This window comes from Mucilaginibacter sp. (assembly GCF_028288225.1).
Lineage (GTDB): Bacteria > Bacteroidota > Bacteroidia > Sphingobacteriales > Sphingobacteriaceae > Mucilaginibacter.
In genome coordinates this window covers 62,152-74,438 of sequence record NZ_JAQBOC010000049.1, presented here as the reverse complement: position 1 = coordinate 74,438, position 12,287 = coordinate 62,152, and the positions used below count along the sequence as shown (strand labels likewise).

Below are 12,287 nucleotides of genomic sequence, written 5' to 3'. Positions count from 1 at the left end.
TAATGCTGCTCACTTGAATCAATTTTCCTATAAATATCATTATATTATTAAATTGATGTAACAAGTTGCTTTTTTAACCTTCAAAAGGTTTATTTAAAGTTCCGAAGATACATATATAATTTTTAAACCACTTTTTACCCGGTTATATACTTGTCCAGCCGCCATCAACTATAATATTTTGGCCAGTGATATACTTTGCATCTTCTGAAAGTAAAAACACTACCGATGGAGAGATATCATCAGGCAGGCCCATGCGTCTCATAGGCACTTTTTTAACATAATTGTCTACAAAAACAGTATCCTGGTTATCAAAGATACCGCCGGGAGAAACAGCGTTTACCCTAACATTCTGAGGGCCGAGGTAGGCTGCCAAATACCTTGTAAAATTTATAATACCCCCCTTAATTGCAGCATATGCTGCCGGCATGGTCAAACTGGTTCCGTCGTAAACCGTAAAATCAGGCCCAACCACACCATATATCGATGCCATATTTATTATCGAGCCTGTTTTACGCTCAACCATATATTTGGCAACCGTTTGTGAAAAATAAAAATAAGTATTTAATTGCCAGTCTACATTCTTTTGCCAGGAATCGTAATTGATATTTTCAAATTTATTACCCCAATCTGTAGTGCGTGGATACGCATTATTAACGAGGCCGTCAATCCGCCCATATTTTTTGATTACTGTATCAATAGCATTTGTTACAGAATCGTTATCAGTAATATCGCATTTCAGCTGTGTTAAATCATCATTTGTTTCGTGATTAATGTCGACATTTATACATACAGCACCTTCAGCAAATGTTTTTGCAATAATATCTCTACCTAATAAACCATTACCACCAGTAACAACAATTATCTTATCTTTTAATCTATTCATTTTTTAGACTAATTTTTAAAGTTTCTATAGCTTCTTCAAAAGTGTTCATTGGGATTTTTTTGGCTTCCTGGTAATCAACAAAATAGCGCATCTGATTTATATAAGTATCGATTATTTTAAAATCAGGCGATTGAAAGATCAATTTGTTGCTATCGGCAACGATGGTATTACTGATTAAATCTACTGTCCAGCTTTCAGTATCAAATAAAATATCGATAGTTCTTTTTGGTGATTTTCTGTAGTAATTTAATATTATTGAAGCATTAAAACCCGGATACTCCAATAAATAGTTGGCATAGTCGGCCGCATCAATTTTAAGCGATGATTTGTTGCTTATAAAGCCCCGCGATGTCCCGGGATAACCAAACAACCAGCAGGTATAATCCGTTTCATGAAACAGGTCAAGGTGAACGCCCCCCCCCAGATCCTTATTAGCGCTATATGCCGTTTTGTAATCCTTCCCTGGTCGCCAGTCGGGTAAATATGAGCCACAGTAAACATTTACTTCATTAATATGCCTGTTATTGTTTTTAAGATGATCTTTTAAAAACTGAATGCAGGGATGAAAGCGCAGGTTACAGGCAACATAAGTAAAAATATTATGTTGATTAATTTGTTCAACGATCTCCTGAGCACCGCTAAGTGTATGAAGAGGCGGTTTTTCAATGAATAATGGAACTCCCAACTTTATTACAAACAATATGCTTTGCTGATGAAGCTGGGTTGGATTTGAAATGATTACAAACCGGGGTTTACTAATCAGCTCACTTAAATCATATATATTAATTATTCCTTCTGTATCGTTGCCCTTCCCTGATCTTAGTGCATAGATCTTAACATCCTTATCAATGGCTTTTAAAGCGATGATATGTTTGGCAGCTATTGAACCCAGACCAATTATCAGTACTTCCATATTGAAAAGTCTAACTTGTTATTAGATAACAGGAAGTCTAAAAACTCAAAATCAATTACATGATCAAGGTCGAAGCACAAATGAGGCATTAAATATATTAAGGAGTGCTGCGTAAATACTGTTTTTAATCCCTGGCTAAAAAACTTCCTTTTATAAAAATAAAAAGATGCATTTAAATCATAAACTTTTGGAGCAGATTGACGGGTTAAAATTGCTCCTTCCCGTTTTACCAGGTCGTAATACCCATTTTCCTTCTGCTCTACCATGTTAAAGTATGGATTCCGGGCTGCGTTATTAACTGAAAAAAGGTTTAATGCCTCTTCATCAGCCTTAAGCAATTCAAATGCTGTAACAATATCCTCAAGGGTTCTTAATGGTGATGTTACATCCAGGTCAAGCAGATAATCATAGGTTTGCCCTACATTGCTTTCCTGGTATAATAAAAGGTCAAGTATAGTATCTATTTTTCCGGCGCTGTCTGTAGCAAGCTGTTCGGGTCTGACATATTCAGTAAGAATGCCATATTCGCAGGCTACATTTTTTATTTGAGCATCATCAGTTGATATAGCAATATCGGCATTATACAACTTTGCAAACTCCTGTGCTACCCGTATGGTATAGGCTATCAAAGGGACGTCATTAAGTGGCTTTATGTTTTTTCCGGGGATGCCTTTTGATCCTCCCCGGGCACAAATTGTTACTAATATTCTCATCCCGGTTAAAAATTTAGATGTTTAATATCATCCTGGGCTTTTATGTAATCCTGGTGTTTACCAATATCAAGCCAATAACATAATAAAGGATAATGAACCAAAGCATTCTGATTTTTTGCGATCACAAAATTCATCAAATCCGTTGCATCAAAAAATTCATTGTTTTTTAGCGCACTTTTTAATGAAAACTTTAGGAAATATATCCCTCCGTTTGAGTAGTATGTATAGGAGGGTTTTTCAATAAATGATTTTACTTCGTGATGATTAGTTTCGAGCACAGCATACGGAACATTTACAACATAAGGAATACTGGCAACAGCCATTTCAGCACTATGACTTTGGTAATATTCAAAAAAGTCCTCCAGATCTACATTAGTTAAAAGGTCTGAGTTCATTACCAATATATCCTCATGCTTTATATTTTCAATTAATGATAAAGCTCCTATTGTGCCTAAAGGCATATCTTCAATTATATACTTAATGGAAACCCCTTTTGTTGAGCCATCGCCAAAATAATCCATTATTTGTTCTTTCAGATACTTTACACTGATGAATATTTCTGTAATGCCAAAAGAAATTAAACGGTCTATGTTATGTTCAATAATGGGTTTATCGCCAACTATTAACATGGGTTTGGGAATAGTATCTGTAAATGGCTTTAAGCGCTCGCCTTTACCCCCGGCCATTATAAGGGCTGCAGCAGGCAGCATGGTGCGTGTTTTGGAAAGATCTATGATCTGCTTTATGCTACCCTCAGCATTCAGCACGGGTACCAAATCAAATCCTTTCTTCCGGAGTGTTTTGATTATTTCAAGATTACTCTCATTTTCATGAATAAATTTGAACCCCTTATTCATGAAATATTTTATTGGTTGAGATATCTCAAGACCATTCAATAATCCTCTCCTGATATCACCATCTGTTAAAGAACCAACTATTTTATTATCATTATCTATAATAAAAATCGTTCTGCTTATATTACTTGATAGTCTATCCAGCAGCCTGAGCGCTGTTCTTGCATCTTCATCCTGTAAAAGTATATGTTCCAGATAGTTCAACATTATTACACTTGCTTTAAAATTTTAATGATCTGAGCTGCTGCCCCATTATTAAAATATATATTTTGATTGCCTAAGCTCTCTGAATTTTCAACTTGATTTACTGCTTTAAGGATGCTATTGGCATCAATATGTGTATGGATCACGTTATCGCCAGCGCTCCTGCCCTTTTGCCTGTTGCCAAGATTAATTACATATTTACCGAATGATGCGGCCTCAATGATGCCGCTTGAGGTGTTTCCTAAAAGAAACGTACAGTATTTCATTGCAGTAAAGTATCCTTTTGAACCCAGGTTCTCCACTAAAAACATCCTGTCAGAACCTGAAAAACTATCTATCAGCGACTTCCTTATAATGCTTCCCGCCGTATCTGCATTGGGCATTGTTATTAATACCTGGTAACCAGTAAGGCTTTTAATAGTTTTAACCAATTCATCAGCGTAAAGTTGGTTGCTCTCATAATCCACTGTTTCGGGATGAAAGGTTATAAGTATTGTTTTTTGCGATAGATCAACAGACCATCGCTGTTTAAACTCATCAACTGTTAGTAGCTCCAGATCTGACAGATTATCCAGGCTTAAAGCACCAACATAGTAAATATGTTTATCGCTATCTGTAATTTGCTTAACCCTAAGGGCGGCATCAGGCGTTGATACAAAATGGTAGCTTGATGCAAGGGTAATTCCATGCCTGAAAATGTTATCTATTGCTCCAAGTGTTGTTTCACCGCCATGCAAATGTGCGAACGGAACCTGGAAAGGTATACCTGCCATTACTGCTGAAAACATCTCATATCTGTCGCCTAAACAAAAAACAAGATCGAAATCTTTTGCATGTTCTCTCCAAAAGTCCGCAAATTTTATAGTTGTTAACCCCATCGCTGTGGCAATGGCCGATGATGAATCGGTAAGCAGCATGCTTTCAACTTTATACTGCACATTAAAACCCGCAGCTTCTATCTGGTCAATGGTATGGCCATGATATGGCGACAAATGTGTGCCAAAAGCAATGATACTAAGCTCAAAATTGGTATCCGTCTTAAGCCTTGTTAATAAGGGAAGATATATTCCAAAGTCTGCCCTCGAACTTGTTAAAATACCTATCCTCATCCTACAAAATCGTTAAATGACAATTTATGCCCGCAGGGAAGGTCATGAACTATTGTTTTACCTATTAAAGCCCTGAATTGCATTGGTGAAATACCATCGCCGGGCCTTAACATTTCCATATCATCTTCCATTATAACATCGCCTTTGTTTTTATCCGTTTTTAAGTGAATGCTTTTCCGGGCAATTACAATGTTTTTGGCCTCAGAATTACTGGGCTCCTTAACAGCACTTCCCAACGCTTTTTCTATATGGCGAATACTGGCTATCATGGCTTTTAATTCTGCTGGCTCTAATGATGCTGCATGATCAGGACCAGGTAGTGTTTTATCTAAAGTAAAATGCTTCTCTATAACCGTAGCACCTAAAGTAACAGCAGCTATTGGCACTTCAATACCAAGCGTATGGTCAGAATAACCAACTGCTACGTTAAACTTATGTTTAATAGTATCCATTGCCAGTAAATTTACATCACCAAAAGGTGTTGGGTATTCCGTGTTACAATGAAGCACAGTTATTTTAGCAGTCGATTTTTTTTTTAACGCAGCAATTGCCTCCCCTATTTCGTCCATTGTACTCATTCCTGTCGAAATAATAATTTCTCCCGCAATGCTTGCCAGCTTTTCCAGGTAAGGCAAGTTAGTGATTTCGCCTGAAGGAACCTTAAAGAGTTTTAAACCCAGTTTTTTCAAAAAATCCAGACTTTCTAAATCAAACGCTGTTGAAAAGAATTTAATATTTTTTTGTTTACAGTAATCAAGCAGTAAATAATGGTCGGCTTCGGACAATTCTAATTTCTGAAGCATCTCCAGCTGACTTTCTTTTGAATTACCTGTGTTGGTATTCTGATAGTCTGCTTTTTGGGCGCTTTTACTTACCAGCCTTGAAGCTTTAAATGTCTGGAATTTTACATAATCAGCTCCGGCATCCGCAGCGGCATCAATTAGTTCTTTTGCGGTATTAATATCGCCGTTATGATTTACACCCGCCTCCGCAATAATTATAGTCTTGTTCATGCTACCTTTCTTTAGCCGGATTTCCGTATATAGTTAAACCATTTGCTACATCTTTTAACACTACTGATCCTGCACCAATAATAACATCAGCGCCAATTGTTATACCTTGTTTAATTACTGAATTTCCACCTATAAAAGTATTATTACCTATAGTAACATTCCCTGCTAAAACCGCACCGGGGGCTATGTGTACATAATCGCCAACCATACATTCATGATCTATAACGCTTGATGTGTTGCAAATAACGGCATTGCCAATTTTGGCCATTGTGTTAACAACAGCCCCAGCCATAATAATGGTTCCTGAACCTATTTGGACTGATGGTGACACTATAGAGTTATGATGAGCAACTGTGGGACAGGGTATGTTGCTTTGTATCAGCTTTTTAAAAATATCGGCTCTTATCTTATTATTTCCAATACCAATAAAAGCATTGCAGTTCTTAATTTTTTCAATAGCAAATTCGTCAGCTTCGGCTCCTAAATAATTTATATTGAATGGGTTTTTTTCTTTTTGCTCTCTGTCATAATAACCTAGCATCCGGTATTTATTGGCCATCAGTATCTCAATCACGACATACGCATGACCTGAATAACCAAAAATAACAGCATCATTGCTCATAATCTCACACTGCTGGGTATATTTACTAATCTATCAGCAATCCATTCACTGTTTGCCAATTCTCCTTTTTGTGCATTTTCAAACATTGGTAAACGGTGCATTAACTCCCAAACAGGCCTGCTCATTACTCCATTCGCATTCATAAAACCCAAAAAGTCTTCGCGTTCAGCTTTGTTATTTAGCAATATAGTATTTAACCAGTAGTTTGCTTTTGCCCCGGGCAGCTCATTACAAAATTGCACCCCTAAAGTTTCAAATTTGTCATGATATATAGTTGCCAATTCGCGTTTATTTTCAACAAAGGTGGCCAACAGCTCCAATTGTGCACAGGCTAAAGCTGCATTTAAATTTGGCATTCTATAATTATAACCAATAGCATCATGTACAAAGGCCCACTGATGCGGCATTTTTGCCTGTGTAGTTAAATGTTTCGCTTTTTTAGCTAATGCCTCATCATTGGTTATTAATGCCCCACCACCACCGCTCGTTACTGTTTTGTTGCCATTAAAACTAAATGTACCAATTTTACCAAATACACCGGTATGGCGGCCCTTGTAATAGCTGCCTAATGACTCGGCCGCGTCTTCAACCAGTGTGATATTCCATGCATCACATATTCCGGCTATCTCATCTATGCGGCATGGTAAGCCAAATGTGTGCATAGGCACACAGGCTTTTATCCTCCGGCCTGTAATTTTATTATAGGTAAAGCCATCTGCCCTTAGTTCTGCCTTTTGCTGTAAATAAGTTTCTACAGCCTGCGGCGAAAGACCTAAAGAATCTTTATCAACATCTAAAAAAAGCGGATGGGCACCTATATAACTAATGGCATTACATGTTGCAATAAAGGTTAAGCTTTGTGATATTACCTCGTCATCCCTTTCAACATCAGCCAGTAAAAGAGCCATATGCAAAGCGTTTGTGCCATTTACAATTGCTATTGCATATGACGCTCCGGTAATTTCGCACATCATTTCTTCAAACCGGTCAACATACGCGCCTACTGAAGAAACAAAGGTAGAATCAAGCGTATCCATTACATATTTACGCTCGTTGCCTATAAATAACGGCACATGTAAGGGTATAAATTCCTGACCAGGGAATTGTAGTTTTATAAAATCTGCAATATCTTTAAACAAGCCTTGCATACTATATATTGTATATGTCCGCTTTGTATTTGCCAAGGTTTTCAGTATCTCTAAACCATTTAATGGTTTCTGCTAACCCTTCTGATAAGCTATATGATTGTTTCCAGTTGGTATGTTCCTGTATTTTTTGGTTTGATCCATATAGCCTGAAGACTTCAGAGTTTTCTGGCCTCATACGCTGCTCATCAGTTACTATTTTGGCCTTAGGATTAATTTGATTTATCAATTCCTGAGCAAGATCACCTATCGAAATTTCTGACTGCGTAGCAATATTACAATCCTGACCGATTAATGTATCTGATTTTGCAATTTCAACAAATCCTTTAGCGGTATCCTTAACAAATAAAAGATCCCTTGTCGGGATGATGTCACCAAGTTTTATTTCTTCACTACCATTTAACAACTGAGTAATAATCGTTGGAATAACAGCCCTGGCAGATTGACGGGGGCCATAAGTATTGAATGGTCTTACAATAGTTAAAGGCAAATTAAAGCTTTTGTAAAAAGATTCAGCGATACAGTCGGCCCCAATCTTCGATGCCGAGTAAGGCGATTGTGGCTGCCTTGCGTGATTTTCATCAATAGGTATATATTGTGCGGTTCCATAAACTTCAGAAGTTGAAGTAACCAGTACCCTTTCTACTCCCAGATCTTTTGCCGCCTGAACTATATTTAAAGTACCCTTTACATTTGTATCGATATAAGAATCGGGCGAATGATAACTAAATGGGATAGCTATAAGCGCAGCTAAATGAAAAATCACATCTACGCCTTTTACAGCTTCGCGCACACCATTGGGGTCGCGGACATCTCCGGCAAATATTTCAATTTGAGTAAGTATATTTTTGGGCAAAGTATCCAGCCAGCCCCAGCTGTTAAATGAATTATAATAAACAAAAGCCTTTACTTTGCAGCCCTCATTTAGCAACTCTTCAACCAAGTGGCTGCCTATAAAACCGTCAGCTCCGGTTATTAACACTCTTTTATTAATCAAATCACTCATATCTACTTTAAAGAATCCTTTAATAACTTTTTTGAAAGTAAAAATAATGCAGTAATAAACCCAAATATAAAACCACCGAATAAAATCCCTTTAAATTTTCCAAACCGTTGTTTTTCTAATGGTAATATTGGCCTGTCAATAACTTGTACTAAAGGAGTTTCTCTTCTCAATGACACTTTTGAGAGTTCAAGATTTTTAACCAGTTCGGTTAATATAGCGGTATTTGCCTGCACATCTACCTGCCTGCGCATAGATGGCACTCTTATTATTTGTAATGAAGGATTAGGATTAGGATTAACATCAGATGTTGAAGCCACACCAGTAATAGCCGAATTTAACTCGCGCCTAACTGAATCTGTTTGTCGCTGAAGCACACTTACATTCCGGGATGACTTCTTAGTCCTTGTATCTATATAAAAATCAGAAACATTTTTCACCAGCATTTCGGTGAAAAATTTGGAAAACAATTCATTTTCTGAAGTTACTTTAACGGTTATAATGCTTAGCTTCTTATCTACTTTATCTACTGATAGATTACTTTTAGCTATAGTATTATAAAAAATACCTAAAACACTATCTTGTTGCAAAGTAAATTTGGAACGATCAATGTTGGGTAAAAAGTTAATATTCTTTAAATCTGGTTTGTGTTTATAAAATTCTGTAAAAGAAATATAAAATTGTGCCAGCGTTTGTTGTTTGTGGTCTATATTGATAGGTGCCAATAATGTTTTTTCAACCATTGAACGCGACTTCATCAACTCTAATAAATTGTCGCCGGTAAAAGCTCCACCTCCACCACTACTACCCAGATCAATGCCAAACTGGCTTGCAAGGCCTGCTGCGGCACCAAGCCCGCCCCCGCCTGCCTTATCATCATCCAAGGCAAAACTCAGCTCGGCAATATAAAGTGGCTTCTTAATTAAAGAATAAGTGACACCTAATGCAGCGCCTAATATCCCTGCAAATAGGATGGTTTTCCATTTGGATAGCAAATATCTCCACCATTCTAACAATTTCAGAATTACATCTTTTACTGTTACATCGTCCTGAACGGTATTGCTTTTTTCGTTGTTTGCCTGGGCCATCAATACAGTAGTTTAATGTTTATTTATGTAAACTTAATATACCAAGTATAATTGCTCCAATTGACGCAAGCCCTGCAGTAAGTCCGAGAATTTGCTGGGCAGTGTTGCCTTTCGGTTCAGGCTTTTTAGGTACATAGATTTCGCTTCCCGGTTTTACCTTAGGATGGCTGTTGAAGAACAATATTTTAGATGTTCCTTTTACTGTTCCATTAGGATAAACAATATATGCACCCCGCTTTAGCGCTTGTGGCGAGAAGCCTCCTGCATTTAAAACATATGCCCTGAATGATTTTCCACGGTTATAAACAATAGCGCTTGGATAAAGTACTTCGCCATTTACTCTAACAGTTTGTTGTTGTTTGGGTACCCTTAAAACATCTTCGTTCTCTAATATAAGATCTTCACTACCTCCCGGTTTCTGCAATATTTTTTTTAAGTCAATCCCTACATAGTTATTCCGAAGCTGGATACTATCATTCTTTGAAGCTACGCCGTAGTCATTCTGTAACCGCTGTAAGTTTTGAGAACGTTCTCTGTTTAGTTCAGCGGTATCAATCTTAGTTTTATCAACCCCAAGTACAGCAGCGTTATCACGTTTCAAACTGCTTCCCTCTATATCTGCAGATGGTGTTAGCCCTCCGGCCCTGGTTATTATGTCTGATATTTTTTCGTTTTTCTTTTGAATAGTATAATAACCCGGGTAAATTACTTCGCCTTCTACTTTAACCGTTTTTTGAACCTCGAAACCCGGTAAACTATATACTGAAACGATATCATAAGGTCTGAGTGTAAAATTGGTACTCTCGTCTTTTAAACCTTCATTAATATCAACGGTAAATACCTGTGCAATTTTGCTGTTTAACACCTTCGGATCATTGTCAAATACACGGCGGGAAACTTCAATACGCTTAGGGCTGGCCCCTTCTGTAAAACCACCGGCATTAACAATAAGGTCCGCAACCTTTATACTATCTGAAAATATAAAATCCCCCGGCTTTCTTACCTCTCCTTTTATGGTAACCTTGTATGCATCACGCAAGTCAAAAATAGAAGCTACATTTACACTATCTTCACGTTGTAAAGGTATATCAGACGATGGCTTGTTCAATACATCTTTTACGTTAAAGGCTATTTGCTGGGTAGTATTATCCGGATTAAGTCTAACTATGCTTCCACGGCCGGTAAAGGCGTCTTCTTTTAACCCTCCGGCATTTTTTATCAACTGTGATAATGTTAATCCCTTTTGCAGCTCAAATTCACCTGGCCTGAAAACCGCCCCTTGTATTTGTACACGATTTTCATACCTGTCAATAATCTTGTCAACAGTAAATTTATCTCCCCTTAAAGGAGTATAACTTTTATAATCATTTTCAAAAACATCGGTTATCTTACGCTGCTGATCGCTAACCTGGTCAACTTTAATACGTGCTGTATAAGCCTGGTCAGTAAATCCGCCGGCAAAATCTAACAAGTTATTTAATGTTTCACCCGGCAAGGTTTCAAATAGCGCCGGAATTTTCACCTCTCCTTTTAATTCAACGCGGATTTGATAAGTTGGTACACGTATTACGTCCTGATCCTGTAAAGTGATATTATCTTTCTGGCTTCCCTTTACCAAAAAATCATATAGATCCAGGTGCCTTACTATCCGGTTATTCCGTATAACCTCAATTTTTCTGAACGAGCCGACATCATTAGGACCGCCTGCAGAATATAAAGCATTAAACACAGTTGCTAATGAAGGTAATGTATAAGTTCCCGGCCTAACCACCTGCCCCTGTAAAATCACTTTGATGCTTCGTATGTTTCCTAAGCTAACTTTTACATTTGTTCCCCGGCCGATAGCGTAATTATTACCTGCAAGCTTGCTTTTAATTGCAGATGTAGCATCTTCTATTGTTTTGCCTGCAACATGTAACACACCGGCGCCCGGAATATTAATATTACCATCAGGCGAAACATCAAGGCTCCAATCAACAACTGAATTACCATAAACATTAATATTGAGCTGATCCTCAGGGCCAACAATATAATTTATAGGCGTTGCCAATTTCAGGTTAGGTTCGAAAGTATTACTTTTACTGTTTCTGAATAGATCAGCGCCAAATATTTTAGGTTTCAGATTTACAAACATATCCGTTTTACCAGAAGAGGTATCTGTTCCAAGCGTGTCCCTGTAGTTTGTTCTGCGTCTGTTAAATTTGTTGGAACTGGTATCTGTTGAGGATGAAGGGCTTTTGAAACTCTTATTTTTGTTTCTAATGTCTTTAATCCTGCTTTGCAGTTTTTGAACCTGGATACCTGACATTCCCCTGCTTTGAGCCTGTTGCAGTATTTGATCGTCAGTTAGTCCTGCCTTTTGAGCCTGGAGTAGTAATTGTGTTATTTGCTGATCGGTAAGATCATCAATATTTATGCTTGATAAATTTGAAGGAATAGTTTGAGCAGATGCCGGTTTAATAACCAAAAAGCATAAAAAGATAGTGAGTAAAAATAGGCAGATCTTAAAATTGTTCATTATTTTATAAAAATCCCAGTTATAAAGTTTTGTACTTAACTGTGATAGGGTTATTAACTAATTTGATGCAATATTAAGCAAATAAAATTATTTTGTGACATAAATAGAACAGTATTACAAAGCAGGATATTAAAAGGTCAGCCAAATAAGTATGCTTTTAATATACGTTTTGTCAGAATTTGTTTAAACCTTAAACTCAAAAATAACCTGTTTGTTTTACTA

Annotated in this window: 11 protein-coding genes; all 11 read right to left on the bottom strand. The window is 37.2% G+C overall.

Annotated elements, in window-relative coordinates:
- Positions 1-142 precede the first annotated feature (142 nt).
- From JWQ54_RS15045 to JWQ54_RS14995, 11 genes are read right to left on the bottom strand one after another with little or no spacing between them, the layout of a single operon-like run.
- Positions 143-883 (bottom strand): oxidoreductase, encoded by a 741-nt coding sequence (locus JWQ54_RS15045; RefSeq protein ID WP_299586157.1) that lies wholly within the window; start codon positions 881-883, stop codon positions 143-145.
- Positions 876-1,796, bottom strand: a complete 921-nt coding sequence (locus tag JWQ54_RS15040; protein ID WP_299586154.1) for a Gfo/Idh/MocA family oxidoreductase — start codon at positions 1,794-1,796, stop codon at positions 876-878. Before JWQ54_RS15040 ends, JWQ54_RS15045 begins: the two co-directional genes overlap by 8 nt.
- The gene (locus tag JWQ54_RS15035; protein ID WP_299586152.1) at positions 1,784-2,509 is read right to left on the bottom strand and encodes an acylneuraminate cytidylyltransferase family protein; all 726 of its coding nucleotides are present in this window, start codon (positions 2,507-2,509) and stop codon (positions 1,784-1,786) included. Before JWQ54_RS15035 ends, JWQ54_RS15040 begins: the two co-directional genes overlap by 13 nt.
- 5 nt (positions 2,510-2,514) lie before the next feature.
- Positions 2,515-3,570 (bottom strand): nucleotidyltransferase family protein, encoded by a 1,056-nt coding sequence (locus JWQ54_RS15030; protein ID WP_299586150.1) that lies wholly within the window; start codon positions 3,568-3,570, stop codon positions 2,515-2,517.
- A gap of 2 nt (positions 3,571-3,572) precedes the next feature.
- Positions 3,573-4,676 carry a UDP-N-acetylglucosamine 2-epimerase gene (gene neuC / locus JWQ54_RS15025; protein ID WP_299586147.1) on the bottom strand — a complete coding sequence of 368 codons (1,104 nt, stop codon included), beginning with the start codon at positions 4,674-4,676 and terminating at the stop codon, positions 3,573-3,575.
- Positions 4,673-5,689 (bottom strand): N-acetylneuraminate synthase, encoded by a 1,017-nt coding sequence (neuB, locus tag JWQ54_RS15020; protein WP_299586144.1) that lies wholly within the window; start codon positions 5,687-5,689, stop codon positions 4,673-4,675. The genes neuC and neuB overlap by 4 nt, the downstream gene beginning before the upstream one ends.
- 1 nt (position 5,690) lies before the next feature.
- Complete coding sequence (locus JWQ54_RS15015; protein WP_299586141.1) at positions 5,691-6,311, bottom strand: acetyltransferase; 621 nt, start codon at positions 6,309-6,311, stop codon at positions 5,691-5,693.
- Positions 6,308-7,459: a LegC family aminotransferase gene (locus JWQ54_RS15010; protein WP_299586138.1), complete on the bottom strand. Its 1,152-nt coding sequence runs from the start codon at positions 7,457-7,459 to the stop codon at positions 6,308-6,310. Before JWQ54_RS15010 ends, JWQ54_RS15015 begins: the two co-directional genes overlap by 4 nt.
- A gap of 1 nt (position 7,460) precedes the next feature.
- Complete coding sequence (locus JWQ54_RS15005; protein WP_299586137.1) at positions 7,461-8,462, bottom strand: NAD-dependent 4,6-dehydratase LegB; 1,002 nt, start codon at positions 8,460-8,462, stop codon at positions 7,461-7,463.
- A 2-nt stretch (positions 8,463-8,464) separates the two neighbouring features.
- On the bottom strand, positions 8,465-9,547 hold the full coding sequence (locus JWQ54_RS15000; RefSeq protein ID WP_299586134.1) for a lipopolysaccharide biosynthesis protein: 1,083 nt from the start codon (positions 9,545-9,547) through the stop codon (positions 8,465-8,467).
- A gap of 19 nt (positions 9,548-9,566) precedes the next feature.
- Positions 9,567-12,065, bottom strand: a complete 2,499-nt coding sequence (locus tag JWQ54_RS14995) for an SLBB domain-containing protein (RefSeq protein ID WP_299586132.1) — start codon at positions 12,063-12,065, stop codon at positions 9,567-9,569.
- Positions 12,066-12,287 lie beyond the last annotated feature (222 nt).